The sequence below is a fragment of the Novosphingobium sp. BL-A-41-Hi4B-X5A genome (genome assembly GCF_055521705.1).
On sequence record NZ_CM145500.1, the window covers coordinates 2,337,258 to 2,363,668 of the forward strand.

The following is a 26,411-nucleotide window of genomic DNA, read 5'->3' on the forward strand; positions in this document are numbered from 1 at the left end:
CGGGATCACCCGTAATGCGCGGCCAGCAGGTCTACCGCCTTGGCCAGTTCCCCATCGAGGTAGCCCAGCAGCTTGTGCCAGTCGTGCGCGCCTGCAAGTTCGCCCGGTCCGTCCGATACGCCGCGCAGGCCAACCAGTGGCACGCCGAATGTGCGCGCCGCGCGGGCGACGGCGTAGGTTTCCATGTCGACCATGTCTGCGCTCACCCGGTCCCAGTGATCGCCGCTGACGACATCGCCCCCGCTCGACAGTGTGGCGATGGGCAGGTCCAGTGGCGTTTCCAGCGGCAGTTCCTTGGGTTCATCTAGATAGGGCACGACGCCGGGTTCCACGCCCAACGCAGATGCGTCCATGTCGCGCCACGAAACGCTGCCGATCTGGTGGATTGATCCCAGCGCACAGCGCCGCGATCCGGCCGAGCCGAGGCAGACGATCAGGTCGGGCAGGGTGCCCGCTGCCTCCAATCGCGCCAGCGCCACGCCCACGTGCAGCGCCGCCTCGACAGGTCCGATGCCGGTGATCAGCGGCACGAACCGCGCGCGCAAGTGTGGGCCGTACTCCGGCTCGGCCGCCATCACAAACAAGGCGCGCTTCTTCCCCAGAGCTGTCAGCTCAACCATTCGCCTGCGCCTTCAGTTGATAAAGCAGGTCCAGAGCCTCGCGCGGCGACAGCGCGTCGATGTCGAGGCCGTTGAGGCGTTCGCGCAGGGCGTCCACCTTTTCTTCTGCCGCTTCGATCGCGGCGGCAAACAGTGGCAAGTCATCCAGCCCCGCAGCCAGCCCGCCGGTGGCAGCGCGGCCCTTCTCCAGCTTTTCCAGCACCGATTTGGCGCGCTTGAGAACCGGCGCGGGAACGCCAGCCAGCCGCGCTACCGCCAAGCCATAGGACTTGTCCGCCGGGCCTTCCGCCAGCTCGTGGAGCAGCACTAGATCGCCCTTCCACTCCCGCGCGCGGACGTGGTGGAGCGAGAGCGCATCGCAAGCTTCAGCAAGGCGCGATAGCTCGTGGTAATGTGTCGCAAACAGGCAGCGGCACTGGTTGATCGAATGAATCGCCTCAGCCACCGCCCATGCCAGCGACAGTCCGTCATAGGTCGAGGTGCCGCGCCCGACCTCGTCGAGGATGACGAAGCTGCGCTCCGTCGCCTGGCTCAGGATCGCCGCCGTCTCGACCATCTCGACCATGAAGGTCGATCGGCCACGCGCGAGGTTGTCCGCAGCACCGACGCGGCTGAACAGGCGGTCGACCAGCCCGATCGTCGCACCTTGAGCCGGCACGAAGCCGCCCGCTTGCGCCAGCAGCACGATCAACGCGTTCTGGCGCAGGAAAGTCGATTTACCGCCCATGTTCGGCCCGCCAACCAGCCAGAGCCGGTCCTGCGCATTGAGCGCGCAGTCGTTGGCGACAAAGCGTTCGCCCTTGGCTGCCAGTGCGGCCTCCACCACCGGATGCCGCCCGCCCATGATTTCGAGGCAAGGCTCGTCCACCACGCGCGGCAGGGCCCAGCCGCCTTCGGAAGCACGTTCGGCCTGCCCTGCCGCCACGTCGATCCGGGCCAGCGCGGCAGCTGTGGCGGCAATTGCTTCTTTGCCGCGGACAGCGTGGGCCACCAGTTCCTCGAAATGCGCTTCCTCTGCCGCCAGCGCATGTCCGCCGCTTTCGGCGATCCGGCTGGCTTCCTCGTGCAGGGCGAGCGCGTTGAAGCGCACCGCCCCCGCCATGGTCTGGCGATGGGTAAAGCCGGACTCGGGCGCCATAAGGCGGTCGGCGTGCTTTGCGGGGACTTCGATGAAGTAGCCCAGCACGCCGTTGTGGCGAATCTTCAGCGCCGTGATGCCGGTGTCGTCGCGGTACTTGGCTTCCAGCGCCGCAATCGCCCGCCGGGCATTGCCTGATACCCGGCGCAACTCGTCAAGCGCAGCGTCGTAGCCTTCGGCAATGTAGCCGCCCTGCGAGCGTTCGGTCGGCGGTGCAGGCACCAGTGCGCGGGCATAGAGATCGCACAATGCACCATGGCCGGACAGCGAAGGCAGCATCGCATCCAGTGGCTCGGGCCGGTCGGCGCGAGCGCGCAGAAGATCGTGAAGGCGGCGCGCTTCGGCCAATCCGTCGCGCAGTTGGCCCAGATCGCGCGGGCTTCCACGTCCCGCCACGACCCGGCCCAGCGCACGGCCGACATCGGGCAGGGCGCGAAGGATGCCGCGAATGTCGCCGCGCAGCAGCGGATCGTCGTGCAGCCAGCTAACCAGCTCCAGCCTGCGGTTGATCGCACGCGCATCGGTCAGCGGCGCGGACAGGTCCTCGGCCAGTTGTCGCGCGCCGGCACCCGTCACGCACCGGTCAATCGCCTCGACTAGCGAACCGCGCCGCGTGCCGCCGGAACTGACAAGAATCTCGAGACTGCTTCGCGTCGCCTCGTCCATTGCCATGTGCGTGCCGGCCTCACGCGCCACCGGCGGCAGCAACAGCGGCAGCGCACCGCGCCCGACATGGTCAAGGTAAGTGACGAGACCGCCAGCCGCAGCCAGCATCGCCCGCGTGAACTGTCCGAAGCCGTCCAGCGTCGAAACGCCATGCACCGCTTTCAGCCGGGCCTCGCCTTCATCGCTGCCGAACGACCGATTCGGACGCGGCACGCAATCAACTGGCGCATTCTCCCACGATTCGGGTGCAACCACTTCGCTCGCGCCAAGCCGGGCCAGCGCCGCGCCCATCTGCTCCGGGGCGCATTCCTCAAGCTCCATGCGCCCGGTCGAGATGTCGCAGGCGGCAATGCCGATAGCGCCGCGCACTTCGCACACCGCGGCCAGCACATTGGCCCGGCGCGGTTCGAGCAGCGCTTCCTCGGTCAGCGTGCCCGCTGTCACGAATCGGACGATGTCGCGCGCCACCAGCGCCTTGGAACCGCCGCGTTTCTTCGCTTCCTCGGGGGTTTCGACCTGTTCGGCGATGGCCACGCGGCAACCTGCCTTGATCAATCTGGCAAGGTAGCCCTCGGCCGAATGGACCGGCACGCCGCACATCGGAATTGGCGCGCCGCCATGTTCGCCACGGCTGGTCAGCGCGATATCGAGGACTTGCGCGGCGATCTTCGCGTCGTCGAAAAACAGCTCGAAGAAGTCGCCCATGCGGTAGAACAGGAGGCAGTCGCCAGCCTGCTGTTTAAGCGCAAGATATTGCGCCATCATCGGAGTTGGGGCATTAGGCGTCACGCGCACGTGGCTAGACGAGCGCGACGTGTTTCTCAAACCATCGACACCGGGATATCCGCAACTCCAGCGCACAGCCTGCGCAGAGCAGGCAGCATGGGGACGGTTCCGGTCTTGTGGGGGTACTTACGGTTTGACGCAAGTCCGCGAAAAGGATTGGCTCCGGGGTCTCAAGACTGCCTGGGCCCGCGCAGGTGCGCTGCCGTGGCTTTCCGGCCCCGGCATCCTCATCGCCGTGCTGCTCGTCTGCGCGCCTTTCGCGCTGGTCGAAGTGCCGCCCCTGATCGACGTGCCGGGCCACATGGGCGCCGCCGCGATCGAGGCCGCCGGTCCCGGCAACCCGCTTGAACAGTACTTCACCTGGAAATGGGTGTTCACGCTGAACATCGGCGGCGGCGTGCTGATGAAGGTGCTCGGCGCACAGTTCGGCATCCTTGCAGCGGGCTGGTGGAGCACCGTGCTCGCCACCGGCCTGTTCGCTGGCGGCTGCCTGTGGACCATCCGCATGCTCAACCCCAAGGGTGGGCACGCTGCGGCATGGTCGCTGATGTTCGTGTTCAGCTTCCCGCTGCTTACCGGATTCCTCAACTATATCCTCGCCACCGGCCTCTCGCTGACCGCGTTCGGCGCCTCCCTGTGGCTCGAACAGCGCAACCCCAGGGCGCGCGCCGCGATGCTAGTGATCGCGCAGCCGGTGGCGATGCTGTGCCATGCAATCGGCGGCCTGCTGCTGGCGCTGCTTGTCGGCGCACACGCGTTCGGTCGCGCGCTCGACGAGTTGCCCGAAGGCTGGCGCTGGCGCGATCTGACCAACCGCCAGTGGCTGCGCACGCTTGACTGGAAGGCCATTGGCCTGCGCCTGTGGCAGGCGTGCTGGCCGCTGCTCGCCACGGTGATCACGATCGTGCTGTGGAAGGCGTTCTCGCCGCCCGTCCAGTCGATGAACATCTGGCGCTGGGACCAGAAGGCCTGGTCCTTCGTGCTGACCTTGCGCGACCAGTCCAAGCTGCTCGATGCCGGGACCACGATCATCGCCTGCCTCTTGGTGCTGGTCGGGCCGTTCCTCGGCGCAAAGTGGCGCTTCCGGCAGGGCATGCCCGCGCTGATGGTGTTCCTGCTGTTTCTGGCGATCCCGAGCGACATCAACGGGTCGGCCTTCGTGGACATCCGCATCCTGCCGGTTGCCGCCATGCTCGGCCTCGGCCTGCAGGATTGGAGCGGCGCCCGCCGCCCGCAATGGGCCCGCGTCGTCGCTTATGCTGGCATGGCCCTGCTAGCCGTACGCCTCACCGTCACGGCGTGGAGCTTCAACGGCTATGCCGAGGACTACAACAAGCAGCTTTCCGCGCTGACCCATGTCGAACCCGGCAGCCGCGTCCTCGCATTCGTCGAGCATTCCTGCCTCGACGAATCCTGGCGCAACACCCGCCGCGATCACCTCGCCAGCCTTGCCAGCCTCTACCGGCAGGCCTGGGTCAACGACAATTGGGCGGTCCCTGGGCTGCATATGGTCGTGCCGCGCTTCCGCCCGGGTCGCAACTTCACGGCGGACCCCTCGGAGTTCGTCTGGTCGCGCGGTTGCGCAGGCGGCTGGCGTCGCAACGTCGATACTGCGCTCAAGTACGCCCCGATCGAGCGCGTGGACTATGTCTGGCTGATCGACACCGGTCTGCCCCACCGCGCCGATCCTCGTTTGCAGCTGGTCTGGCAGGAAGGACGCAGCCTGTTATTCAAGGTAAGGCGCCTCGGCATCCCGACGTGGCAACCGAAGGATTTCTGAAGCGACATGCCATAGCTTGCGCGTAATACGGTTTCGGCAAATTTGGTGTTTTCGAACTGTTGCGCACTGCCTGCGCGCCTTGACGTAGCGTCAAAGGTCGGACACTGCCTTTGCCTATTGTCCGATTAAACTTGGGGGAACCATGTCCGAGGAAAGCAACGTCCGCTTCACCGAACGCGAGGCGCTTTTCTACCACAACACGATCCGCCCGGGTAAGATCGAGATCATCGCCAGCAAGCCGATGGCGACCCAGCGCGATCTGTCGCTGGCCTATTCTCCCGGCGTCGCGGTTCCGGTCCGCGCCATCGCCGAAGATCCCGCCACCGCCTATGATTACACCGCCAAGGGCAACCTCGTTGCGGTGATCTCCAACGGCACTGCGATTCTCGGCCTCGGCAATCTCGGCGCGCTAGCATCGAAGCCGGTGATGGAAGGCAAGGCCGTGCTGTTCAAGCGCTTTGCCGACGTTGATTCGATCGACATCGAGCTCGCCACCGAAGATCCCGACGCTTTCATCGAAGCGGTTGCGCTGATGGAGCCCTCGTTCGGCGGCATCAACCTTGAAGACATCAAGGCGCCCGAATGCTTCATCATCGAACAGGCCCTGAAAGAGCGCCTGAAGATTCCGGTGATGCATGATGACCAGCACGGCACGGCAATCATTTCTGCCGCTGGCCTGCTCAACGCCTGCCACCTGACCGGGCGCAAGCTTGAGGACGTAAAGGTCGTGGTCAACGGCGCAGGCGCTGCGGCGATTGCCTGCACCGCGCTGATCAAGGCCATGGGCGTTCGCCACAACAACGTGATCATGTGCGATCGTTCGGGCGTGATCTATCGCGGCCGCGAAAGCGGGATGGACCAGTGGAAGAGTGCGCACGCGGTCGATACGTCGGCCCGCAGCCTCGAGGACGCGCTGGTCGGGGCCGACATCTTCCTCGGCCTTTCCGCTGCCGGTGCGCTCCGTTCCGACTGGATGGCCAAGATGGCGCCGCAGCCGATCATCTTCGCGATGGCCAACCCGGACCCGGAAATCACGCCGCCCGAAGCCAAGGCCGTCCGGCCGGACTGCATTGTCGCCACGGGCCGTTCGGATTACCCGAACCAGGTCAACAACGTGCTCGGCTTCCCCTTCATCTTCCGCGGCGCGCTCGACGTTCAGGCGACGACGATCAACGAGGAAATGAAGATCGCCGCCGCCGAAGCCATCGCCAAGCTGGCGCGCGAGCCGGTGCCCGAGGAAGTGGCGGCTGCCTATGGCATCAACCACACCTTCGGTCTCGACTACATCATCCCCGCGCCGTTCGATCCGCGCCTGATGGAAGTCGTGTCGTCGGCCGTGGCGCAGGCCGCGATGGACTCGGGCGTGGCGCAAAAGCCGATCGAGGACATGGATGCCTATCGCACCAGCCTCAAGGCGCGCCTCAACCCGACGACCTCGGTGCTGACCAACGTCTTCGCGCAGGCCAAGGACAATCCCAAGCGCGTCGTCTTTGCCGAGGCCGAGAACGAGGTGGTGTTGCGTGCCGCGATCCAGTTCAAGGATTTCGGCTATGGCACACCGGTGCTGGTCGGACGCACCCAGGGCGTGCTCGATCTGCTGACCGAACTCGGCGTCAGCGATCCGGCGTCCTACGAGATCCACAACTCCGCCGTCTCGCCGCTGGTGCCCGAGATGGTTGCCTACCTCTACGAACGCCTCAAGCGCCGCGGCTATCTTGAGCGTGACGTCAAGCGCATGGTCAACCAGGACCGCAACGTCTTCGCTTCGCTGCTCGTCGCCCTCGGCCATGGCGATGCGCTGATCACCGGCATGACGCGCACCTTCGCGCAGTCGATGAAGGAAGTGCGCCGCGTTCTCGATCCCAAGCCCGGCCACCTGCCCTTCGGCATTCACCTGATGGTCGCCAAGAACTACACCGTGTTCCTGGCCGATACGACCGTGAACGAGCGCCCTTCGGCCGAGGATCTGGCGCATATTGCCAAGGAAACGGCCGCCGTCGCACGCCGCATGGGCCACGAACCGCGCGTCGCGTTTCTCTCGTACTCTACCTTCGGCAATCCTTATGGCCGCTGGCTCGAATCGATCCGCGGTGCGGTTGCCATCCTCGATGCCGAAGATCCCGGCTTCGAATACGAAGGCGAAATGGCCCCGGATGCCGCCTTGAACCCCAAGGTCATGGCCAACTATCCCTTCAGCCGCCTTTCCGCTCCCGCCAACGTGCTGATCATGCCTGGCCTGCAGTCGGCCAACATCTCGGCCAAGCTGCTGCGCGAACTTGCCGGCAATGCCGTGATCGGCCCGATGCTGCTGGGCATGGAAAAGCCCGTCCAGATCGCCCCGATGACCTCGCTCGCGCCCGATATCCTGACGCTGGCGGTGCTGGCGGCGGCCGGGGTCGTGGGGTAATGCCCACCCCCGACCCCTCCCGCTTGCGGGAGGGGGTTAAGAAGGTGGCATTTGCACCCTCCCGCATGCGGGAGGGTCGCGAGACTTACTGAACGTAGTGAAGTTAGTCGCAGCGGGGTGGGCACCCCGCGCAACGGCTGCTTCAGATCAACCCAGCCAGCGGGCTCGACGGGTCGGCATACTTTCGCGTCGGCATGCGGCCCGCGAGGTAGGCATCGCGCCCGGCCTGCACCGCCAGCTTCATCGCGCGGGCCATGCGGATCGGGTCCTTGGCTTCGGCAATTGCAGTGTTCATCAGCACGCCGTCGCAACCAAGTTCCATCGCCACGGCAGCTTCCGATGCGGTGCCGACGCCCGCGTCGACCAGCACCGGCACCTTGGCACCTTCGACGATCAGGCGCACCGTCACCTTGTTCTGGATGCCGAGGCCCGAACCGATCGGCGCGCCCAGCGGCATGACCGCCACCGCGCCTGCGTCCTCAAGCTGCTTGGCCGCAATCGGATCGTCCACGCAATAGACCATCGGCAGGAAGCCTTCCTTGGCCAGCACTTCGGTCGCGCGGATCGTCTCGATCATGTTGGGATAGAGCGTGCGCGCCTCGCCCAGCACTTCAAGCTTCACCAGATCCCAGCCACCCGCCTCGCGCGCCAGGCGCAGCGTGCGGATCGCGCTTTCAGCGTCAAAGCAGCCAGCGGTGTTGGGCAGGTAGGTGATCTTCTTCGGGTTGATATAGTCGGTCAGCATCGGCGCCTTGGGGTCCGACACATTGACCCGGCGCACGGCCACGGTGACGATCTCCGCCCCCGAAGCCTCGACCGCCGCAGCATTCTGCTCGAAGTCCTTGTACTTGCCGGTGCCGACGATCAGGCGCGAGCGGAAGGTGCGTCCGGCAACGGTCCAGGTATCATTCGAATCCGTCACGTCGCTTTGTCCTCCGCCTACGAAATGCACGATTTCCAGAACGTCGCCCTCGGCAATTGCCACATCGGCCAGCGTCGAACGCGGCACGATCTCGCCATTGCGCTCGACCGCAACCTTGGTCGGTTCGAGTTCGAGGCTGCGCACCAGATCGGCGATCGATCCGGGCGCGGCGCGGCGGGGTTCGCCGTTGACGGTAAGGGAGAGCAGTCCAGTCATGCGGCCCGCTTTAGCGGCGCGGGGGCAGGGTGCAAGTATGGCCTTAGTGAGAGGCGCGCATGTTGATGAAGTGCGCAGTGGCTACAAGAATGACGCCGCCCACCGTCAGCGCCACTTCGGCGTCGCCATGGCCGACTGCGACGGCTGCGCCCATCAGCGCAAGGCCGGTCCCACCAATCGCCAGTGGCAGGAAGCGCCCGTGCCGCAGTGCGCCGATGCCGATGGTTGCCGCGCCGATCACCAGCGCGAATGCCAGGCCCCAGCGGTGGATGTCGGGATTGAGCAGCACGCCGCCGCCAATGCCGAGCATGCCCACAAGAAACAGGCCTGCCACGCAGTGAATCAGGCACAGCCCCGAAAGGAGCACGCCGATCCGGTCAAGCCGGGCACGCAGGGCAAGCAGGGCATCACTCATGCGCCGGCATATATGTTATAATGTAACATCGCGCAAGAAGGCCTCATGAGTTTCTGTCCTGTCCGAAGGTCCACGGCCCTGCCCGACAATCGCTCTTGCGATTCCGCAAAGGCAGGAGCAGGGGCAGCGCCATGAGCAACAGCGTCTCGCCCAAGCTTCGCAGCGACGCCATCGCCCTGTCGCGCTGGCTGTTCATCGTCGCCTTCATGGTTCTCGCCATCGTCGTGGTCGGCGGCATCACCCGCCTGACCGAATCGGGCGTTTCGATCACCGAATGGAAACCGGTCAGCGGCACGCTGCCACCGATCACCGAAGCGCAGTGGCAGGCCGAATTCGACGCCTATCGCGCCACGCCGCAGTACCAGCTGGTCAACGGCCCGGCAGGCATGACGATCGAGACCTACAAGTTCATCTTCTTCTGGGAGTGGGTCCACCGCCTGCTCGCCCGCACCATCGGCCTGGTCTTTGCCGCACCGCTGGCGTGGTTCTGGGTCAAGGGCCGCATCCCTGAAGGCTACAAGCCCCGCCTGCTCGCCCTGCTGGCACTGGGCGCGCTGCAAGGTGCGGTCGGTTGGTGGATGGTCAAGTCCGGCATCGTCAACGACGTCAAGGTCAGCCACTTCCGCCTCGCCACGCACCTGCTGGTCGCATTGTTCACGCTCGCTGGTCTCGTCTGGACCGCGCTCGACCTGATCGCGCTGGGCAAGGGCGAGGGCCGTTCGAAGCTCCGGGGCCTCGGCCTGCTCGCTCTCGTCATGCTGGTGTTCCAGCTATTCTACGGCGCGCTGGTAGCGGGCCTGCGCGCCGGAACTTCGGCAGGCGGCGGCTGGTTCAACTGGGACGCCTGGCCGCTGATGCAGGGCAAGGTCTATCCCGATGGCGTCGACTGGGCGATGGGCGCAGGCCACGCGCTCCTGTCTGATCCATTCCTTGTCCACTTCATCCACCGCTGGTGGGCTTGGGGCGTGGTTGCCGTGCTGGTCGTCGTCGCCCGCAAACTGCGCCGGACCGACCGCAAGGCCTCTGTCGTGCTGCACTCCGTCTTCGGCACCCAAGTCCTGCTCGGCATCCTGACGGTATGGAGCGGCGTCGCCATCTGGCTCGGCGTCCTCCACCAGCTCGTCGGCGCGCTGCTCGTGGCGACGACGGTATGGTGCGCCCACATCCTCGGCAGCCCGAGACACGCGGCGAAATGACCGCCGCGCTGATCTGGTCCACCTTCGGCGACCTGCAAAGCACTGAAGCTGTGGCAGACACGCTGCTCGAAGAGCGCCTGATCGCCTGCGCCAACATCCTCCCCGCCGTTCGCTCGCTATACCGCTGGAACGGCGAGCGCGGCGAGGGCAGCGAAGTCGCCGTCCTGTTCAAGACCCGCGCAGACCTGTTGGATGCGGCCGTCGCCCGCCTCGAAGCCCTCCACCCCTACGACGCCCCCGCGATCTCCGGCTGGCGCTGCGATGCGGCGGGAGCGGCGACGCTGGGCTGGCTGGAAGCGGATTGCGGACCTCAATTCTGATCTGATGGCGAACCGCCCGGATTGACCTTGGCCCGATAAAGCTCGTGCAAGCCGGAGTTATTCAATCGCACCCGATCGCCGCCCTGCGAGGCCATGATCTCAATGCCTTCGCCACGAAATTCGCTATGAATCAGGTAGAGCATGTTGAACACCGTTGCATCGATGACAGCTCGAATGGTTTCCATCGCAGCCTCATCGCTCATTCCTGCCAGCGCCTCTTTTATGCGAAGGGAATGCGGATGCGGCTTCCTCCCAGGAGGGTTGCGATAAAATGATAGCAGGTCGGCTGGGAGACTCTCGGTCGTGTCCGCGATCAACAATTCAATGATAGCGTCTGTCAGGCCGGCCATTGTTTGTATTCTCCTCGCGCCTCGCTTCATGGCGTAGGGCGGTCGGCCAAGCAACTGCCTGCACAGGTGGGTCAGACATGCACCAAATCTGTAGTGGTATTATTTTACCTCTCCCAAAACCCGCAGTTTGCTTGACTCTGGCGGGCATTTGCAACAAAGGCGCGCTTCCTTCGTCGTGAAGCAGCGGATTCCCGCTTGGATCGACGCACCGAATTCAGGGAACCCGTAGCCATGAAGGCTCTCAGCAAGGTCACCCGGTCGATCAAGCCGGCCGAGGTGGAGAAGAACTGGCATCTGATCGATGCCGAAGGCATGGTCGTCGGCCGTCTCGCCGTCGTCATCGCCAACCATCTGCGCGGCAAGCACAAGCCGAGCTACACCCCGCACGTCGATTGCGGCGATCACGTTGTCGTGATCAACGCCGACAAGGTCAAGTTCACCGGCAACAAGCTGAAGAACAAGACCTACTACAAGCACACCGGCTATGCCGGCGGCATCAAGGAAGTCACCGCGGACAAGGTCCTCGGTGGTCGCTTCCCCGAGCGCGTGCTTGAAAAGGCGGTTGAGCGCATGATCCCCCGCGGCCCGCTCGGCCGTGCGCAGATGCGCGCCCTTCACCTCTATGCCGGTGCCGAGCACCCGCATGGCGGCACCCAGCCGGTGGCGCTCGACGTCGCCTCGATGAACCGCAAGAACAAGGTGGGTGCATAATCATGGCCGAAACCGAAAACACCGTGTCGAGCCTCGCCGACCTCAAGGACCTGACCGCAGCCGCTCCGGTTGCTGCTGCTCCTGCCGAAGCTGGTGAAGCCGCTCCCGTCCGCACCGGCCCCGCTGCCGTGATCCGCGCTCGCGAAGTCGATGCGCAGGGCCGTTCCTACGCCACCGGCCGCCGCAAGGACGCCGTGGCCCGCGTGTGGCTCAAGCCCGGTTCGGGCAAGGTCACCGTCAACGGCCGCGATCAGGAAGTCTACTTCGCCCGTCCGACCCTGCGTCTGGTGATCAACCAGCCGTTCGAAGTCGCCGGTCGCGAAGGCCAGTACGACATCGTCTGCACCGTCAAGGGTGGTGGTCTTTCGGGCCAGGCCGGCGCGGTCAAGCACGGCATCGCCCAGGCCCTGTCGAAGTTCGAACCCGAACTGCGCAGCGCCGTGAAGGCCGCCGGCTTCCTTACTCGCGACCCGCGCGTCGTTGAACGTAAGAAGTACGGCAAGGCCAAGGCCCGCCGCAGCTTCCAGTTCTCGAAGCGCTAAGCTTCTTGCCGCAAGGCAGAACGAAATCAGGGGCTGGTCTTCGGACCGGCCCCTTTTTTCATGGGCGTGCATGTCGCTTGCCCATGCCCAACCCTTCCCGCTCATCCTGAGCTTGTCGAAGGGGGGAAGGGACCGAGGCTTATCGAGCCGAAGACGTAACTAGTCGCAGCGGGTGGAGAGCTTCCAACCCCTTGAGCTCGCTCACTCGGCAGGCGCGAACTGCTTGGCCAGCGTGTGGTAGAGCTTGGGCTTGCACACCTTGGCACTGGCCCAGTCGGCGATCAGTGCCGTTGCGAACAGTGGCAGGACCATCGTCCGGTCCGCCGTCATCTCCATGATGATGATCGAGGCGGTCAGCGGCGCGCGAACGACGCCGGTGAAATAGCCGATCATCCCCAGCACCACGATCGCCCCCGGCGCATCCCCGGGGCCAACCTCGGCATAGCCCGCAGCGAGCAACTGCCCGACGCCCGCGCCGACGGACAGTGATGGGGCGAAGATGCCACCCGGCGCGCCGCTCAACGCCGTTGCCAGCGTCGAGACGAACTTGCCCGGCCCAAACAGCAGCGAAGCATCGCCCCCTGCCAGCAGCAACTTGGTCGTGTCATAGCCCGTGCCCCAGCTCGACCCGCTGGTGGCAAGCCCGGTAAGTGCCACGACCAGTCCGCACCCTGCGGCAAGAACGATCGGGTGGGCGCGAACCTGCAGCAGCATCGGGCTCTGCGAAAAGGCCATCCCGATCAGAGCCCGCGAGAACAGCCCGCCAAGCACGCCACCGACCAGTCCTGCCAGCGGCGCCAGCACGAACAGGTCGGACAAGGGCAGGCGCTGTGCCATCGCGCCGAAGTAGACATAGTCCCCCGCCAGACCGAGGCTCACCACACCGGCGATCATCACGACGGCCATGACCAGCACCGCCAGCCGCTGCTCGAAGGCCGAAGCCAGTTCCTCGATCGCGAAAGCCACGCCCGCCAGCGGCGTGTTGAACGCCGCAGCGACGCCCGCCGCGCCGCCGGCAATGATCACGCCTGCCGTAACCGGCACGCGCAGCCAGCGATGAACCGCCACCATCAGCGCCGCGCTCACCTGCACGGTCGGTCCTTCGCGTCCCGCCGATCCACCGACCAGCAGCAGCGCTGTGGTGCCAAACAGCTTGCCCACCGCGCTCTTCATCGAAACCAGCGGTCCGCGCGCCGCAGCCGTCGGATTGTGTCCGGCGGCCATGACTTGCGGAATGCCCGAGCCGCGCGCCGCCGGAAACCAGCGCCGCGTTGCCCAGACCACGCCTGCAAAGACCAGCGGCGTCAGCACCAGCGGACTCAGCGGCGCGACGCGGTAAAGCACGGCGAACAGCGTCTGCGCCCACTCGCCCGCCCGCGCGAACAGGACCGCCACGACGCTGAGCAGGATCGCGCCGCCAAGCGCCGCTACCCTCGCCCGTACCGTAGGCAGGCTGGCGTCCTTGAATGCCTTGCGGAAATCAAACACTTGCATCCGACGCGATTAGACCGCCATGGACTGGCCGACAAGGAGAGGACGGGAATGAGTTCGGCAACGGGGGCCTCAAGGCTCGGCTGGTTCCGCACGGGCTGGCAGCGGGGAGCGATCGGCGCAGTGCTTGGCATCGCGCTTGCCGCGCTGCTCGGCCATCTGGTTCCGGCAGGCGAGGGCTTGCCGTGGATCATGGCTCCTGTCGGGGCTTCGGCCGTGCTCGTCTTTGCGGTGCCAGCCAGTCCGCTGGCACAACCGTGGCCGGTCGTCGGCGGCAATCTCATCTCGGTCCTGGTCGGCATGGCCGTGGGCAAGCTTTGCGCGCTTGGCGGGATCGGCGCGCCCGTGGCCGTCAGCCTTGCAGTTGGCGGTGCGATTGCCGTGATGGCCATCGCCCGCTGTACCCATCCCCCCGGCGGCGCGGCGGCAATACTCGGCGCCATGGCCGGGATTGCGCCTGCCGCCCATTTGCCCGGGCCACTGGCTCCGCTTGCGCTCAACGTGATCGGCATCGCTGGCGTCGGGTGGCTCTACAATGCCATGACCGGGCACCCCTGGCCGCACATCCCGGTCGTGCCACCATCCCCGGCGCCCTTGCGCACCGTGACTTATGACCGCGAAGATCTCGACGCCGTCCTTGCCGACTGGGACGAGACGCTCGACGTCGAACCCGATGATCTCGACGCGCTGTTCCGCGCGGTCGAACGCCGCGTGCTGCGGCGCTGGGAGGATGATCACAAGTAGGTGTCAGAACAGGCTGGGCTGCTCCGGCTTGCGTGGCGCAGGGGAGGCGGCGGGTGCAGTTTCCGCCACATCGATCTCCATCATCGCCGCGTCGGCATAGGGGCGCTGCATGGCCGCCGCCGCATCGCCTTGCACGGTCAGCCACTGATGCGCGGCTTCCGCCGTGCCGAGGATCACCGGCATCGCCTTTGGATGAACCCGCCCGACCACGGCGTTGGCCTCGCACGTAAGGAAAGCAAAGCGCGGCCCTTCCGCCGTCGGTCGCCACAGTCCGGCGAAGGCGAACAGTTCCTGCTCCTTCAGCGCGAACCAGTGCTTGCGCTTGCGGCCAGTCACCGGGTCCGGCGTGGCCGACCATTCCGAGAAGGCCGTCACCGGCACGAGGCAGCGCCGATTCGGGTCCTCCAGCGCCGCCCGCCACATCGGCGAGGCGAGGTTGCGGATGTTGGTCACCGGGCGCTTCACTTCGCCGAACGGTGGCCAGCCCCAGCGCATCGTGCCCAGCCTGCGCGTCGGCCCGCGCGCGATCAGCACGGGCGCCTCGGCGTCGGGGTAGATCTCCGAAAACGCCGGGAGATTGACCTGCGCATTCGCCAGTGGCGCGAACATCTGCGCGATGGCTTGCACGTTGCTGGTCATGCGATACAAGTTGCACATAACAACCAGATATGTGCGGGAGAGCGCCATGGCCACCCATTTGCGGCCGAATATCGAATGCAGCGATGCCGAATGGCATGCCCGGCAGGAACTCGCCGCCTGCTACCGCATCTATGATCACCTTGGCTGGTCCGAATCGATCTACAACCACATCTCGTTGAAAGTGCCGGATCAGGAAGGCGCCTTCCTGATCAACCCGTTCGGCCTGCTCTACAGCGAGGTTACCGCCTCAAACCTCGTCAAGATCGACATCGACGGCAACAAGCTCGACGACAGCCCCTATCCGGTGAACCAGGCAGGCTTCACCCAGCACGCCTACTTCCACCGCCACCTGCCTTGGGCCCACGCCATCTCTCACGTCCATACGACCGAGACGATGGCAGTGTGCAGCCTTGAAGAAGGGCTGATGCCGATCAACTTCTACGCCTGCAACTTCGCCGGCCAGCTCGCCTATCACGATTTCGAAGGCGTCACCGTCCGCGCCGAGGAAGGCGAGCGCCTGCTGGCCAACCTTGGCGACAAGCGCGTGCTGATGCTGCGCAACCATGGTCCGGTGGTGCTGGCCCAAACGCTGCAGCAGATGTTCATCACGCAGTGGAGCCTGCAGCGCGCCTGTGAGATCCAGATGGCGACGCTGTCGATGGGCCGCCCGCCAATCCATGTCGGCGAGGATGTCATCAAGGTGCACCAGCGCGATCTTTCGCAGGTCAGCGCCGGCGGTCGCGTCGGCGAGGCGGACTTTGCCGCATGGACCCGCCGCATCGACCGGATCGACCGCAGCTGGCGGGATTGATCGAAACGGGCGCGGCGGGCTAAGCCACGGCCATGGCCCGCCTCACCGTCAACAACCAGCCCGTGCAGTATCGTCTCGAGGACGATACCCCGTTGCTCTGGGCGCTGCGCGATGCGGCGAACCTCACCGGCACCAAATATGGCTGCGGCACCGGCGAATGCGGCGCCTGCATGGTCATCGTTGACGGGCAGGCAATGCCCAGCTGCACCCTGTCGCTGGGCGAGGCCGAGGGGCGCAGCGTCACCACTATCGAAGGCTTGTCGGGTGACCGCTCGCACCCGGTGCAGCAGGCCTTGGTGGCCGAACAGGCGATCCAGTGCGGGTTCTGTACGCCCGGCATCGTCACGGCCGCAGCCGCGCTGCTGACCAGTAACGCCAGCCCGAGTGATGAAGACATCGCCCGCGCCATCACCAACATCTGCCGCTGCGGCGTCTATCCGCGCCTGACCCGTGCGATCCAGCGCGCGGCCCGCGTCATGCGCGGCGAGGAGACGATCAGTGCCGCCCCGCCACCGGCGATCGTCGCGCCCGGCGCAGGCTGAAAGGGGTGGCGCCCTCCCCTCGCGAGGGGGGAAGGGGAGAGCGCCGGGGGTGTTTCAGAACTTTGCACGCACCGTCAGGCGGGCGTTGAGCGGCTCGCCGGTGGAGATGTTGTTGTCGGTGTGTGCGGCGGGGAAGTAGTCGGTGTCGGTCAGGTTCTCGACATTGAGCTGGATCGAAAGGTTCTCCGACAGATCGTAGAACACCGCTGCGTCAAGCCGGGTGAACGCCGGCAGCGTCACCGCATTGCTGATCGTGGTGAAGCTCTTCGACTGGTGCGTCAGCCCGAGGCCAAGGCCGAGCTTGTCGGTCACATCATAGCGCGTCCACGCCGATGCCTGGTGGCGCGGCAGCTGCGAGAGCTTGCGCCCGGCAGGCGCAGCCGTGGTCTGCGAACGCACTTCGCCATCCTGCAGCGTATAGCCCAGGCTCACCTGCAAGTCGGGCAGCACACGGCCCGCCAGCGACAATTCGACACCCTTGGCCCGGGTCTTGCCCGAAAGCTCGGGCAAGCCGGTAACCGGGTTGTTGAAGCGCGAATTGTCGCGATCGAGCTGATAGACCGCTGCCGTGAATGCAAGGTTCGGGTTCACGTCCCACTTCACCCCCGCCTCGATGTTCTCGAAGCTTTCGGGCGCAAGCGTCGCCTGCACCGGATCGAGCGCGCCGAACTGGTCGCCAGATTGCGGCAGGAACGTGCGGGTGAAGCTGCCGTAGAAGCTGACGTTCTCCTGCGGCTTGAGGATCACGCCAAAGCGCGGCGACCACTTGCGGTCCGTGCGCGATGCGCCCACGCCGTTGATCGCATTGCGGCCGGTGATGCGGAATTCGTCAAAGCGAACGCCTGCGACGACCTGCAGGAACGAGGCCAGCTCGATCTGGTCCTGGATATAGGCCGAGATCGTGCGCACATCGGTGTTGCTGTTCGACACGAGCGCGCCATAGGCCAGCGCGGGCACGGTCAGCCTCCGGGCCAGTGTCACGCTGCCGCTGGGGGTGTTGCGGCGCGTGGCGAGTGTGTCCTGATCGGCAAATTCGACCCCTGCCAGCAGAGTGTGGCCGATCCCGCCGGTCTGTCCGGTCCAGACGAGGTTCGCCTGCCCGATCCAGCTGCCGCGTACGGTGCCGCTCTCGTATCCGGCAAGCGCGACGGTGTTGTTCGTGGTGTTCACGGCGCCGCTGGCGAAGATGTTGCCATAGAGCTTGTCGGTGTGGCTGTACTGGCCAAGCACGTTGAAGCTCAGGTTCTCGGCCAGTTCGTGGTCGAGCCGGGCCTGCGCGATGTGCGCCTTCACCGTGGCGATGTTGGTATCGGCGCGGCCGAAGAAGGTATCGTCATAGCCGGTCAGCGGCTTGCCGTTCAGCGAGGGCACGCCGCGATCGGTGATGCGGCGATCATCGTCGTAGTTGTAGGACAGCTCGATCCGCGTGGCTTCGCCGGGCTGGAAGGCCATGGTCGGGTTCACGCCGATGAAGCGCCCCTCGAACTCCTGGCGGTGGTTGTCGAATTCCTCGTAAGTGGCATTCAGGCGCCCGCCGACCGTTTCTGTGAAGGGCTGGTTCCAGTCGGCGGCAAGGGCGAACGCGCCGAAGCTGTCGACATTGGCGCTGGCCTGGCCCTTGGTGCGGTCAAGGTCAGGCGTCTTGCTGACGCGGTTGATCACGCCGCCGCCGCCGCCACGGCCGAACAGCAGCGCATTGGCACCCTTCAGCACTTCGACGCGCTCGATGTTGTAGAGCGAGCGGTAGTACTGCGTGTCGTCGCGCAAGCCATCGAAATAGAAGTCTGCCGTGGTGTTCTGGCCGCGAATGGTGATCTGGTCGCGGTGGCCTTCGCCCTGGCCAAGCACCACGCCTGGGACATAGCGTAGCGCATCGCCAAGCTGGGTGATGCCCTGATCGTCCAGCTGCTCGCGCGTGAGCACGGTAATGGTCTGCGGCACGTTGACCAGCGGGGTGGGCGTCTTCACCGCATTGGCATCGACCGGGCGATAGCCGTCGGCAGTGCCGGTCACCACGATCACCGTGTTGGCGCTGTCCGCTTCCAGCGCGGCATCGGCGGGCACCAGTTCCTCTGCAAAGGCGGAAGAGGGCATCAACATGGTTCCGGCGAGCAGCAGGCTGGAAAAACGGTTCACGGTAGTCCCCTTGGCATTCAACGCTTGCGATAATCATTCGCAAGAGGGCGAGTATTGCGACTCAATCGCACTTGCAAGCCAATTTTTGCGAATTTTTCGCAATAACATTGACCTGCATCAAAACGCAGGCGTTGCGGCCAGTGTTTGCAGGGCTATGACGCTTGAAACGCACCTGCAGGAGGCACCGATGAAGGCAACGATCTGGCATAACCCGAATTGCGGCACCTCGCGCAACACGCTGGCGATGCTGCAGGAAGCGGGCGCGGACGTGACGGTGATCGAATACCTCAAGACGCCCCCGAGCACCGAAAAGCTCGCCCAGCTCTACCGCGACGCTGGACTCACCTCGCAACAGGGCCTGCGCCTGCGCGGCACCGACGCCGAAGAGCGCGGCCTCCCCTCAGCCGACGACGCCACCGTCCTCGCCGCCATGGCCGCCGAACCCAAACTGATCGAACGCCCGCTGGTGGAGACGGACAAGGGCGTGCGCCTGTGCCGTCCGAAGGAAAAGGTGCTGGAGATCTTGTAAGAGGCCGGGGAAGGGCGACGCCTATGATCTTGCGCCGGCGTCCCTATACATATGCAGCGCGACTTTGCGGATGCGCGGGATGACTTCGAACAGGGTCGAGGAATGTCCAAGGACCTCGTCATACGGCAGTTGGAGCGGCGTGACTTGCCTGCCGCGCTGGCAATCCAGTCACAGGTCTATCCATCCTTTCTTGTCGAACCTGCCGACGCCTTCGCGAGCCGGCTCGACGCATCGGCGCAATTCTGCCTGGCGGCTGTTTCCGATGGAAAATTGCTGGGCTATCTGCTTGCTCATGGCTGGCCGCGGCAGAGCCCGCCACCCATAGGCGCCATTCTGTCGCCCTCAGCCCTGAGCGAAGTCCTTTTCATCCATGATCTTGCCGTCGGCGCGAACGGACGCGGTTTGGCGCTCGGACGACGTTTGGTGAACCGCGCCTTCGAACTGGCTGCCGACCAGAAATTGCTTTGCGCAGAATTGATCGCTGTGGAAGGCGCCGCGCCCTATTGGCAATCACTTGGCTTCGCTGAAGCAGAAGTGTCAGCTGAGCTTGAAACCAAGGTTGCGGTCTATGGATCGCAGGCACGCTGGATGACACGACAGATCGCCCCGCTTTCGATCGGCTAAACGGTCGGGTGGCTACCTTCCGACGGACAAACAAAACGCCTCAACGGACTGTAAAACTCCCAAGATCTTGCGTAGAATCGTCAAATATCGTTGTCGAATTGGCTGACCTGCGATTATCTCCCGGCTGTGATCAAGGATAACGGCAAATCTGCTCGCAATATCGTTGCCAAGGCGGCGATCTTCCTGGCCGTCGCTGTCGTGTTCTATGGTATCGGTCTATTGGTGTTGGATGAAGGCGACCGCCAATACAGCCGAACCACCCAAGTGCGCCAATTCGCCGTTGGCGGAGAATGGCACGATACTGATCTGACAGTCATTCGTGAGTTCGAGAAACGCCATAAACTCGACCCGGAAGCGAAAGGTGGCTTGCGGCTGGTGATGTCGGAGTGGCCTCGCTGGCGGTACCAGATCTCGTTGGAAAATCTCACGGATGCGTCAGCCAAAGGTGCAATCTACGCAATTGCATACGATGGAACAGGGCCAGCCTACGAGAGAAGCTTCTCGCTTAACAAAGCCGATGCAAAACTGTTTTTCGATGTCTTTGACAAGAAGGTGAAGGGGTACCGGGGCGAGGCATTCCAGTATCTTGACGGCACAGGGCTCAGGTTCGAGCGCTGGCAGCAGCGCGCCGTGGTCGGAGCATCGGGAAATGCCGCTTGCATGAGCCACTACGCCGATTTGATGAGTCTGCTGGCCGAGACTTTGTCTGGATCGCTGAGCGATGCTCCCTTCGATTGGCGCACTTGGTTTGCGGCAAAACGGGTTCTGGAGCTTGGCGACTAAGGCAGCGAGTGGGTTTCGACCTCCGCAATCGCCCGAGGGCAGGCGTTACCCGATCAGAAAAACAGAAACGGCTTGCCCGCCATGATCAGCGCCGCAGCGCAGCCAAGCACGATCGCCTTGCGCGCCAGTTCAACCGCCGAAAAGTCGGCGAGGGGCGCGTGGATGAGGGCGATGGTGCGGGCCATGTCCGAGCCATGCGCCCTGATCTCTTAACTTTGCGTAAAAGGGTCGCCTGGCGAGGATTATTCGCACGCAAAGCCGCGAAGACGCAAAGAGGCCGTGTCTGCCTCAAGCTTCCGTCCAGCCGAAACGTCAGCCGTATCAGGCGACCTCGAACGAAGCGCAACATCTTCGCGTCTTTGCGGCTTTGCCTGAGATAATCCGGAAAGACCTTCAGTCCTCCATTGCCGCACAAGTCGCACGCCCACTCCCGGCCCCTCCCGCATGCGAGAGGGGGGAGATCAGTCCTGAAGCCATTCAAGCAGCGACGCCAGGCAATCGCGCGCCAGCAGCTTCGAGCGTTCCGGGCTCCAGCCCTGTTCCTTGCACGGCAGGTCGTCGTTGTCCTTGAACGGCATTTCCAGCGTCATCGCCACGCAGCCGAAACGGTGGGCGACCTGGTTGGTCGACATCGTCAGGTTGGCCCGGCCCGGCGCGGCAATCGGATAGCCGCGCCGCGTCTGGAAATCGGGCGTGCGGCGTTCAAGGATGCGGCGATAGCGTTCATAGGACGCGCCAAGCTCGTCGGTCCACGAAGGGATTCCCTCGAACCCTGCCAGGAACACGTGCGGGATCGCCTCGTCGCCGTGGACGTCCATGGCAAAGTCCACGCCGCTCTCGTCCATGGCATTGCGGATCGCCAGCACCTCGGGCGAACGCTCCGGCGTCGGCTCATGCCATTCGCGGTTGAGGTTCACGCCAACGGCATTGGTGCGCAGGTGCCCGCGGCACGAGCCGTCCGGATTGGCATTGGGCACCACGTGGAAGCGGCACAGCTGGCGCAGCTTCCGGCCATGCGGATCGGCCGGGTCGGTCAAAAGGTCCAGCGCACCTTCCATCCACCACTCGGCCATCGATTCGCCGGGATGCTGTCGGGCATAGAGCCAGACCTGTTTCGGACCCTCGCCCACTTCGAGGCAGTCGATCGGCTGCCCCTCGATGCTGGTGCCGAGGTTGCGATGGGTGACGCCGGGCAGCGCCGCCGTCTGCGCCACCAGATCGTGATGCCGCTCCATCGAAAAGGGTGCGAAATAGGCGAACCAGCAGGTGCCGGCTTGCGGAGCGTGGCGAATCGTCAGCGTGCCGCCGTCCTCGCCCGGATCGTAAGTGGTCTCGGTGCGGCCCCAGTATTCGCGGTCTTCCGAAAACGCCGCACGGTATCCCGGCCATCCGCCCGGATAGGCGGAATTGCCAAGCCCGGTGATCTTCAGCTCCAGTTTGCGCCCTGCCGCGCCATCGACGCGGAAGTGGAACCACTGGAAGAACTCCGAATCGCGGTCCTTGCGGATCGAAAGCTTCGCGCTCGCGCCCGAAACCTCAAGAACTTCGATATTGCCGGAATCGAAGGCGGCATTGATGCGGATATCTGTCATTTGACAGTGATAGTATCCCCTGACGTGCCGGGGAAGCCCGAGAACAGGGCATGCGCCAGACGGGGTGCTGCAAGCGCCGGCTCGGCTTCCTTGGCCTTGGCCTTTTCGCGATTTTCGGCGCGGCCTTCCCACAGCGCCTCGCCGGTCCGGCGGTCGCGGATGCGCACCGAAAGCTGCGTCACCACGTATTCCTTGGGCCCCCCGCCAAGGTTGATGCCGACGCCCAGCCCGACGCCGCCGCCATAGCTGCCGGTCGATCCACCAACGCCGACGCTCACTGGCCCGCGCTGCTTCTCGCGCTTGAGCACCTCGCGATTGACGCGAACCTCGGCCACGACATCCGCCGCGCCTGGGGTCGCACTGCCAAAGCCGCTGGCGAAGAGTTCCTTCTGCACGGCGGCCAGCCAGACCTGGTTCTCAAGACTGGCCTGATCGCCGCCGGGCGCCGCCTCGACTATCACCGCCGCCCCTTTCAGCCGGGGCAGCGTCTGCGCGGTGTGGAAGCGGGTCACGTCAATCGGCGCGGGCTTGGCCAGAACTGGCGTTGCCATCAGGGCACCGAGTGCAACTGCAGCGCTTAGGCGTTTCATCATTCTGCGTCCCATGATCATGGCGCAGTTGGTGCTACGCCGCGGCCTTTCCCGCAATGCCAATTGGCACACCTGCTCCAGTCAGCTCGCCGGAACCACCTGCGCGTCGGCAAATTTCGCAAACAGCGCCGAGGCCAGCCTTGTCGCCACGGCGCCGTTGTCCAGCCCATCGTCGTCCTCGCGCGTCTGCGTTTCGGCGTGCCCTTCCCACAGTACGCGGTTGGTCGCCTTGTCGCGGATGCGCACGTCGAGCCGGGTGGAGACGATCGCTTTCTTCGCCTTGGTCAGATCGATGTTCAGCGCCATCGCGGTGTAGTTGCCGCGGTTGGAGACGCCCACTTCCATCGCCCCCGAAACCGGCTTGCGCTTGGGCTCTTCGGGCATGACCTGTTCGTGGCGGATGCCGATCTGCGCCACTTGCCCGCCCTCGGCCCCGCTCACCGCTGTCTGATAACCAAGCTTGGCCAGCTGGTCGACGACCGCGGCCTCATAGACCGGCAGCTTCCATTCGGCCTCCGCGCCTTCGGCCGCAGCCACGGTGATCGGTCCCTTGCCCAGCAGCGCCGCAGCATCCGCCGCCTGGAACGCCTCGACCTCGACCTTGCGCGAAGGCTCGGCATTCTGTCGCCCGATACGCTGGTCCATCGGACTGTCCCACCGCCCGCCCATCGGCACGGGCTGGGCCGACGCGCTGGTGCTCGCCGCGACGATGGCGATTGCGGACAAGATCGGTTTGGCTTTCATTCGTAATTTTCCCGTAAGGGGTGAGGCGCGACCCGCCCGGACGTGTAAAACGCTCGCGCTGTCGCAACCATGAACGCGCGGGAGCAACGAACCCTGCGCCAGTCCGGAGCGAATCGCCAATGTCCAAGGTCCCCGTTCTCGTCACCGGCGGCGCAGGCTACATCGGCAGCCACGCGGTGCTGGCGCTGCAGGACGCCGGATACCCGGTGGCGGTGATCGACAATCTGGTCACCGGCTTCCGCTTCGCCGTGCCCGATGGCGTGCCGTTCTACGAAGGCGACATCGAGGACGCCGATCTTGTGGCGCGCATCTTTGCCGAACAGGGCACCCGCGCCGTCATGCATTTCGCTGGCTCCGTCGTCGTGCCCGAATCGGTTTCGAACCCGCTGAAGTACTATCACAACAACACCGCCAAGAGCCGCGCGCTGATCGCTGCCGTGGTCGAGGCGGGGGTGCCGCACTTCATCTTCTCCTCCACCGCTGCCACTTATGGCACGCCCGAAGTCTCGCCCGTCACCGAGGATACGCCGCAGCGTCCAATCAATCCCTACGGCATGTCCAAGCTGATGACCGAGGCGATGCTGGCCGATGTCGCCGCCGCCCACCCGCTCAACTACTGCGCGCTGCGCTATTTCAACGTGGCGGGTGCCGATCCGCACGGCCGCACCGGGCAGTCCACCGCGGGCGCCACCCACCTGATCAAGGTCGCGGTTGAGGCGGCCTTGGGCAAGCGCGCCTCGGTCGGCGTGTTCGGGACCGATTTCGATACGCCCGACGGCACTGGCGTGCGCGATTACATCCACGTATCCGATCTCGCCGCCGCCCATGTGCTGGCGCTCGAAGCGCTGATCGCCAGCCCCTCCGATTCGCTGACGATGAACTGCGGCTACGGACGCGGCTTCTCGGTGCTCGAAGTGCTCGATGCGGTTGACCGCGTGACCAATCGCCGGATCGTGCGCGAGATGCAGGGGAGACGCCCCGGCGATCCGGCTTCGCTCATTTCCGACAATCGCCGCATCAGGGCAAGGCTGCCATGGGTGCCGCAATATGCCGACCTCGACACCATCGTCACCCACGCGCTGGCGTGGGAGCGCAAGCTGGGTGAGCTTCGCGCTCAGTAGGCGCGCCCTTCGCCATAGCGTTTGCGCCATTGCGCATGGGTGATGAAGCTGCCGTCAGGCTGGCGGAGAAGCTCGCACTGGGTCGCCGTCGTCCGGCTGATCTCGCGCCAGTTGTCCATGCGGTCGGTGCCGAAATTGAAGCACAGGAACACCGCGCGCTCGTCCAGCTGGCCCACTGCGGTCGAATGCCGGAAGCGCGGCCCGAACACGAGCCCCTTGCCCATGCGGTAGGTCAGGTTGCGCTGCCCGCCGACGACCGTTTCATAGGTCATGCCCATGTCACTGGCATTGGCGGTCAATGGCGCCATCAGCGTGAACGCCTCGCTTTCCTCGGTCAGCCAGTCGTAATGCATGTCGAGCGATTTGCAGCGGCTGCGCGTCACCAGGAACGCCGCATAGAGACGGATCTCGCGGTCATGCGGCACGAACGGGGCGACCAGCGCCGACAGGTTCATGCGCCGATAAATCTCCTCGAACCAGTGGTAGGCGGCCTCGTCGGCATGGCTCAACCAGCAGATGTCGCTGCTCCAGTGGCGCGGGCGTTCGTTGTAGAGCTTCACCCCATTCGACAGGCGAAAGCGGCCCCGGTATTTTTCCATCTTCCGCGATTCGAGCGCCAGCGGCGCAAGTTCGTCAAGCAGTTCGGCTTGAATGTCGATTTCAAATGCGTTGAGCGCAAGCAGCGCGGGGTTGAGAAAATAGGGCTCGCCCGGTTTCTGGATAACGCCCTGCGGCTGGATCAACATGCTGGCCTGCCCATATCCCTCGCAGGCCCGATCCGCCTGCCCGGCCCGCCTGATTGGGCGGTGTTTGCACAGGGCCTTCCGCTTTGCAAGAAAGCGCCCCGGCGCGGCGATTTGCCTCCCGCAGGGTTGACTTGGGGGTTTGCCCCCACTAACGGCCACGCTTCAGTTTTCAGCCCGGTCAGCTTCGGGCAAAGGGATTCGACATGAAGATTCGCAACAGCCTGAAGTCGCTCAAGGACCGCCACCGGGACAACCGCGTGATCCGCCGCCGTGGCCGTGTCTACGTGATCAACAAGACCCAGAAGCGCTTCAAGGCGCGCCAGGGTTAATTCCAGAGTTTCGGTGCAGTCTCGCGACGGCGGGGCTGCACCGGAAACCGACCGGCTCCTGCGTTGAGCCACGCTGCCCCCGCCGAAACGCGGGGGCGCAGTCGTTTATGGGCGGCAGATCGCGAGGTCGCGAATCGAGAGGCTGGCATGTCCGTTGAAGCAGTCGTCTGGGACATCGGCCGTGTGCTGGTGCAGTTCGATCTCGCCGGCATCTATGCGCAAGCGATCCCCGATCCCGTGGAACGCGCCCGATTCGTCTCGGAAGTCGTGACCGAGGATTGGCACGCCCAGCATGACGAAGGCGTGTCTTTCGCGGAAATGGTCGCCGCTCGCACCGTGCAGTTTCCGCAGCACGCCGATCTTATCGCGCTCTACGCCAGCAACTGGCTCGCCAGCCTGCCGGGGCCGGTGCCCGGCACGCACACCCTGATCGAGCGCCTCGCCGCGAAGAGCGTGCCGCAATACGCGATCACCAATTTCGGCGTCGATTCGTGGGGCCTGTTCCGCCCGACCTTCCCGATACTCGACCACATGCGCGACATCGTGATTTCGGCGGTGGAACGGCTGGTCAAGCCCGACCCGGCGATCTTCCACCTCGCCGCCCGCCGCTTCGGCCGCCCGCCCGAAACCATGCTGTTCATCGACGACAACGCGGCGAACATCGCCACAGCACAGTCGCTCGGCTGGAAAGTGCATCACTTCGTGGGCGATCCTGACGCGCTCGAAGCGCGGCTGGTCGCGCTGGGCCTGCTCTAGCCCCTGCACCGCCCCTTCGAAATAACGTCACCCCGGCCTAGATCCGGGGTCCCGCTGTTCTTTGGCAAAGCAGCGCCGCCAAAAAGAAAGCGGGACCCCGGGTCAGGCCCGGGGCGACGAAGCAGATGGGGTGGAGCGCATCGCGCGCGCCCCACCTTCTAACAA

28 protein-coding genes are annotated in these 26,411 nt (G+C 64.9%); 15 read left to right on the plus strand and 13 right to left on the minus strand.

The genetic code is table 11. The features are described from left to right. Positions 1 to 5: 5 nt before the first annotated feature. Together ACZ1JY_RS11360 and mutS are read right to left on the minus strand one after the other, a co-directional pair. The gene (locus ACZ1JY_RS11360) at positions 6 to 620 is read right to left on the minus strand and encodes a 5'-methylthioadenosine/S-adenosylhomocysteine nucleosidase (RefSeq protein ID WP_465129330.1); all 615 of its coding nucleotides are present in this window, start codon (positions 618 to 620) and stop codon (positions 6 to 8) included. Next, positions 613 to 3,189, minus strand: coding sequence for a DNA mismatch repair protein MutS (mutS, locus tag ACZ1JY_RS11365; RefSeq protein WP_465130902.1), 2,577 nt, complete (start codon positions 3,187 to 3,189; stop codon positions 613 to 615). The genes ACZ1JY_RS11360 and mutS overlap by 8 nt, the downstream gene beginning before the upstream one ends. Positions 3,190 to 3,343: 154 nt before the next feature. Between mutS and ACZ1JY_RS11370 the strand changes: the two genes are divergently transcribed. Together ACZ1JY_RS11370 and ACZ1JY_RS11375 are read left to right on the plus strand one after the other, a co-directional pair. Then, positions 3,344 to 4,990, plus strand: coding sequence for a hypothetical protein (locus ACZ1JY_RS11370; protein WP_240344817.1), 1,647 nt, complete (start codon positions 3,344 to 3,346; stop codon positions 4,988 to 4,990). 142 nt (positions 4,991 to 5,132) lie between these two features. Continuing rightward, a complete protein-coding gene (locus ACZ1JY_RS11375; RefSeq protein WP_168903906.1) occupies positions 5,133 to 7,397 on the plus strand; it encodes an NADP-dependent malic enzyme in 2,265 nt (754 codons plus the stop codon). A gap of 142 nt (positions 7,398 to 7,539) precedes the next feature. Here ACZ1JY_RS11375 and thiS read toward each other — a convergent pair whose 3' ends face one another. Both thiS and ACZ1JY_RS11385 read right to left on the minus strand, forming a co-directional pair. Beyond that, positions 7,540 to 8,535 (minus strand): sulfur carrier protein ThiS, encoded by a 996-nt coding sequence (gene thiS, locus ACZ1JY_RS11380; RefSeq protein WP_465129331.1) that lies wholly within the window; start codon positions 8,533 to 8,535, stop codon positions 7,540 to 7,542. A gap of 43 nt (positions 8,536 to 8,578) precedes the next feature. Beyond that, on the minus strand, positions 8,579 to 8,950 hold the full coding sequence (locus tag ACZ1JY_RS11385) for a MerC domain-containing protein (protein WP_118072605.1): 372 nt from the start codon (positions 8,948 to 8,950) through the stop codon (positions 8,579 to 8,581). A 131-nt stretch (positions 8,951 to 9,081) separates the two neighbouring features. Between ACZ1JY_RS11385 and ACZ1JY_RS11390 the strand changes: the two genes are divergently transcribed. Together ACZ1JY_RS11390 and cutA are read left to right on the plus strand one after the other, a co-directional pair. Next, positions 9,082 to 10,146, plus strand: coding sequence for a COX15/CtaA family protein (locus ACZ1JY_RS11390; protein WP_465129332.1), 1,065 nt, complete (start codon positions 9,082 to 9,084; stop codon positions 10,144 to 10,146). Then, a complete protein-coding gene (gene cutA / locus ACZ1JY_RS11395) occupies positions 10,143 to 10,466 on the plus strand; it encodes a divalent-cation tolerance protein CutA (protein WP_465129333.1) in 324 nt (107 codons plus the stop codon). The genes ACZ1JY_RS11390 and cutA overlap by 4 nt, the downstream gene beginning before the upstream one ends. On the opposite strand, the gene ACZ1JY_RS11400 is transcribed toward cutA, so the two are convergent. Beyond that, a complete protein-coding gene (locus ACZ1JY_RS11400; protein ID WP_465129334.1) occupies positions 10,457 to 10,816 on the minus strand; it encodes a hypothetical protein in 360 nt (119 codons plus the stop codon). The two genes, cutA and ACZ1JY_RS11400, sit on opposite strands and share 10 nt — an antisense overlap. A 231-nt stretch (positions 10,817 to 11,047) precedes the next feature. Between ACZ1JY_RS11400 and rplM the strand changes: the two genes are divergently transcribed. Then, the gene (rplM, locus tag ACZ1JY_RS11405) at positions 11,048 to 11,527 is read left to right on the plus strand and encodes a 50S ribosomal protein L13 (protein ID WP_039332974.1); all 480 of its coding nucleotides are present in this window, start codon (positions 11,048 to 11,050) and stop codon (positions 11,525 to 11,527) included. A 2-nt stretch (positions 11,528 to 11,529) separates the two neighbouring features. After that, positions 11,530 to 12,069, plus strand: a complete 540-nt coding sequence (gene rpsI / locus ACZ1JY_RS11410; protein WP_039332972.1) for a 30S ribosomal protein S9 — start codon at positions 11,530 to 11,532, stop codon at positions 12,067 to 12,069. 201 nt (positions 12,070 to 12,270) lie between these two features. Here the strand turns inward: rpsI and ACZ1JY_RS11415 are convergent, their stop codons facing one another. Beyond that, complete coding sequence (locus tag ACZ1JY_RS11415) at positions 12,271 to 13,563, minus strand: chloride channel protein (RefSeq protein ID WP_465129335.1); 1,293 nt, start codon at positions 13,561 to 13,563, stop codon at positions 12,271 to 12,273. Between the two features lie 48 nt (positions 13,564 to 13,611). Between ACZ1JY_RS11415 and ACZ1JY_RS11420 the strand changes: the two genes are divergently transcribed. Next, entirely contained in the window at positions 13,612 to 14,304 is a 693-nt protein-coding gene (locus tag ACZ1JY_RS11420) for an HPP family protein (protein ID WP_168903900.1), read from the plus strand. 3 nt (positions 14,305 to 14,307) lie between these two features. Here the strand turns inward: ACZ1JY_RS11420 and ACZ1JY_RS11425 are convergent, their stop codons facing one another. Continuing rightward, complete coding sequence (locus ACZ1JY_RS11425) at positions 14,308 to 14,991, minus strand: SOS response-associated peptidase (RefSeq protein ID WP_465129336.1); 684 nt, start codon at positions 14,989 to 14,991, stop codon at positions 14,308 to 14,310. Here ACZ1JY_RS11425 and ACZ1JY_RS11430 point away from each other — a divergent pair. Further along, a complete protein-coding gene (locus ACZ1JY_RS11430) occupies positions 14,990 to 15,754 on the plus strand; it encodes a class II aldolase/adducin family protein (protein WP_118072601.1) in 765 nt (254 codons plus the stop codon). The two genes, ACZ1JY_RS11425 and ACZ1JY_RS11430, sit on opposite strands and share 2 nt — an antisense overlap. A 32-nt stretch (positions 15,755 to 15,786) precedes the next feature. Continuing rightward, positions 15,787 to 16,296: a (2Fe-2S)-binding protein gene (locus tag ACZ1JY_RS11435; RefSeq protein ID WP_465129337.1), complete on the plus strand. Its 510-nt coding sequence runs from the start codon at positions 15,787 to 15,789 to the stop codon at positions 16,294 to 16,296. Between the two features lie 54 nt (positions 16,297 to 16,350). Here the strand turns inward: ACZ1JY_RS11435 and ACZ1JY_RS11440 are convergent, their stop codons facing one another. Beyond that, on the minus strand, positions 16,351 to 18,432 hold the full coding sequence (locus tag ACZ1JY_RS11440) for a TonB-dependent receptor (RefSeq protein ID WP_465129338.1): 2,082 nt from the start codon (positions 18,430 to 18,432) through the stop codon (positions 16,351 to 16,353). Positions 18,433 to 18,619: 187 nt separating this feature from the next. On the opposite strand from ACZ1JY_RS11440, the gene arsC reads away from it, so the two are divergent. From arsC to ACZ1JY_RS11455, 3 genes are all read left to right on the plus strand, one after another. Next, positions 18,620 to 18,961: an arsenate reductase (glutaredoxin) gene (gene arsC, locus ACZ1JY_RS11445; RefSeq protein WP_465129339.1), complete on the plus strand. Its 342-nt coding sequence runs from the start codon at positions 18,620 to 18,622 to the stop codon at positions 18,959 to 18,961. Between the two features lie 102 nt (positions 18,962 to 19,063). Beyond that, positions 19,064 to 19,585, plus strand: a complete 522-nt coding sequence (locus tag ACZ1JY_RS11450; RefSeq protein ID WP_465129340.1) for a GNAT family N-acetyltransferase — start codon at positions 19,064 to 19,066, stop codon at positions 19,583 to 19,585. 126 nt (positions 19,586 to 19,711) lie between these two features. Then, positions 19,712 to 20,368, plus strand: a complete 657-nt coding sequence (locus ACZ1JY_RS11455; protein ID WP_465129341.1) for a hypothetical protein — start codon at positions 19,712 to 19,714, stop codon at positions 20,366 to 20,368. Between the two features lie 53 nt (positions 20,369 to 20,421). Here the strand turns inward: ACZ1JY_RS11455 and ACZ1JY_RS11460 are convergent, their stop codons facing one another. The 4 genes from ACZ1JY_RS11460 to ACZ1JY_RS11475 all read right to left on the minus strand — a co-directional run bounded on the left by ACZ1JY_RS11460 (position 20,422) and on the right by ACZ1JY_RS11475 (position 23,294). Beyond that, complete coding sequence (locus ACZ1JY_RS11460; protein ID WP_255418793.1) at positions 20,422 to 20,553, minus strand: hypothetical protein; 132 nt, start codon at positions 20,551 to 20,553, stop codon at positions 20,422 to 20,424. A gap of 276 nt (positions 20,554 to 20,829) precedes the next feature. Continuing rightward, entirely contained in the window at positions 20,830 to 21,960 is a 1,131-nt protein-coding gene (locus ACZ1JY_RS11465; RefSeq protein WP_465129342.1) for a M14 family metallopeptidase, read from the minus strand. Further along, positions 21,957 to 22,511, minus strand: coding sequence for a DUF4136 domain-containing protein (locus tag ACZ1JY_RS11470; protein WP_465129343.1), 555 nt, complete (start codon positions 22,509 to 22,511; stop codon positions 21,957 to 21,959). Before ACZ1JY_RS11470 ends, ACZ1JY_RS11465 begins: the two co-directional genes overlap by 4 nt. A 120-nt stretch (positions 22,512 to 22,631) precedes the next feature. Beyond that, positions 22,632 to 23,294 carry a DUF4136 domain-containing protein gene (locus tag ACZ1JY_RS11475; RefSeq protein WP_465129344.1) on the minus strand — a complete coding sequence of 221 codons (663 nt, stop codon included), beginning with the start codon at positions 23,292 to 23,294 and terminating at the stop codon, positions 22,632 to 22,634. A 119-nt stretch (positions 23,295 to 23,413) separates the two neighbouring features. On the opposite strand from ACZ1JY_RS11475, the gene galE reads away from it, so the two are divergent. Further along, positions 23,414 to 24,415, plus strand: coding sequence for a UDP-glucose 4-epimerase GalE (galE, locus tag ACZ1JY_RS11480; RefSeq protein WP_168903893.1), 1,002 nt, complete (start codon positions 23,414 to 23,416; stop codon positions 24,413 to 24,415). Here the strand turns inward: galE and ACZ1JY_RS11485 are convergent. Continuing rightward, positions 24,409 to 25,161, minus strand: a complete 753-nt coding sequence (locus tag ACZ1JY_RS11485) for a hypothetical protein (protein WP_465129345.1) — start codon at positions 25,159 to 25,161, stop codon at positions 24,409 to 24,411. The genes galE and ACZ1JY_RS11485 overlap by 7 nt on opposite strands. Before the next feature lie 203 nt (positions 25,162 to 25,364). On the opposite strand from ACZ1JY_RS11485, the gene ykgO reads away from it, so the two are divergent. Together ykgO and ACZ1JY_RS11495 are read left to right on the plus strand one after the other, a co-directional pair. Beyond that, on the plus strand, positions 25,365 to 25,490 hold the full coding sequence (gene ykgO, locus ACZ1JY_RS11490) for a type B 50S ribosomal protein L36 (RefSeq protein WP_011446910.1): 126 nt from the start codon (positions 25,365 to 25,367) through the stop codon (positions 25,488 to 25,490). Positions 25,491 to 25,637: 147 nt separating this feature from the next. Then, entirely contained in the window at positions 25,638 to 26,246 is a 609-nt protein-coding gene (locus tag ACZ1JY_RS11495) for an HAD family hydrolase (RefSeq protein ID WP_465129346.1), read from the plus strand. Positions 26,247 to 26,411: the final 165 nt, after the last annotated feature.

Coding starts and splice junctions, on each gene's coding strand:
- ACZ1JY_RS11360 (WP_465129330.1), bottom strand. CDS start 620: ATGGTTGAGCTGACAGCTCTGGGGAAGAAGCGCGCCTTGTTTGTGATG.
- mutS (WP_465130902.1), bottom strand. CDS start 3,189: ATGATGGCGCAATATCTTGCGCTTAAACAGCAGGCTGGCGACTGCCTC.
- ACZ1JY_RS11375 (WP_168903906.1), top strand. CDS start 5,133: ATGTCCGAGGAAAGCAACGTCCGCTTCACCGAACGCGAGGCGCTTTTC.
- thiS (WP_465129331.1), bottom strand. CDS start 8,535: ATGACTGGACTGCTCTCCCTTACCGTCAACGGCGAACCCCGCCGCGCC.
- ACZ1JY_RS11385 (WP_118072605.1), bottom strand. CDS start 8,950: ATGAGTGATGCCCTGCTTGCCCTGCGTGCCCGGCTTGACCGGATCGGC.
- ACZ1JY_RS11390 (WP_465129332.1), top strand. CDS start 9,082: ATGAGCAACAGCGTCTCGCCCAAGCTTCGCAGCGACGCCATCGCCCTG.
- cutA (WP_465129333.1), top strand. CDS start 10,143: ATGACCGCCGCGCTGATCTGGTCCACCTTCGGCGACCTGCAAAGCACT.
- ACZ1JY_RS11400 (WP_465129334.1), bottom strand. CDS start 10,816: ATGGCCGGCCTGACAGACGCTATCATTGAATTGTTGATCGCGGACACG.
- rplM (WP_039332974.1), top strand. CDS start 11,048: ATGAAGGCTCTCAGCAAGGTCACCCGGTCGATCAAGCCGGCCGAGGTG.
- rpsI (WP_039332972.1), top strand. CDS start 11,530: ATGGCCGAAACCGAAAACACCGTGTCGAGCCTCGCCGACCTCAAGGAC.
- ACZ1JY_RS11415 (WP_465129335.1), bottom strand. CDS start 13,563: ATGCAAGTGTTTGATTTCCGCAAGGCATTCAAGGACGCCAGCCTGCCT.
- ACZ1JY_RS11420 (WP_168903900.1), top strand. CDS start 13,612: ATGAGTTCGGCAACGGGGGCCTCAAGGCTCGGCTGGTTCCGCACGGGC.
- ACZ1JY_RS11430 (WP_118072601.1), top strand. CDS start 14,990: ATGGCCACCCATTTGCGGCCGAATATCGAATGCAGCGATGCCGAATGG.
- ACZ1JY_RS11425 (WP_465129336.1), bottom strand. CDS start 14,991: ATGGCGCTCTCCCGCACATATCTGGTTGTTATGTGCAACTTGTATCGC.
- ACZ1JY_RS11435 (WP_465129337.1), top strand. CDS start 15,787: ATGGCCCGCCTCACCGTCAACAACCAGCCCGTGCAGTATCGTCTCGAG.
- arsC (WP_465129339.1), top strand. CDS start 18,620: ATGAAGGCAACGATCTGGCATAACCCGAATTGCGGCACCTCGCGCAAC.
- ACZ1JY_RS11450 (WP_465129340.1), top strand. CDS start 19,064: ATGTCCAAGGACCTCGTCATACGGCAGTTGGAGCGGCGTGACTTGCCT.
- ACZ1JY_RS11460 (WP_255418793.1), bottom strand. CDS start 20,553: ATGGCCCGCACCATCGCCCTCATCCACGCGCCCCTCGCCGACTTTTCG.
- ACZ1JY_RS11465 (WP_465129342.1), bottom strand. CDS start 21,960: ATGACAGATATCCGCATCAATGCCGCCTTCGATTCCGGCAATATCGAA.
- ACZ1JY_RS11470 (WP_465129343.1), bottom strand. CDS start 22,511: ATGGCAACGCCAGTTCTGGCCAAGCCCGCGCCGATTGACGTGACCCGC.
- ACZ1JY_RS11475 (WP_465129344.1), bottom strand. CDS start 23,294: ATGAAAGCCAAACCGATCTTGTCCGCAATCGCCATCGTCGCGGCGAGC.
- galE (WP_168903893.1), top strand. CDS start 23,414: ATGTCCAAGGTCCCCGTTCTCGTCACCGGCGGCGCAGGCTACATCGGC.
- ACZ1JY_RS11485 (WP_465129345.1), bottom strand. CDS start 25,161: ATGTTGATCCAGCCGCAGGGCGTTATCCAGAAACCGGGCGAGCCCTAT.
- ykgO (WP_011446910.1), top strand. CDS start 25,365: ATGAAGATTCGCAACAGCCTGAAGTCGCTCAAGGACCGCCACCGGGAC.
- ACZ1JY_RS11495 (WP_465129346.1), top strand. CDS start 25,638: ATGTCCGTTGAAGCAGTCGTCTGGGACATCGGCCGTGTGCTGGTGCAG.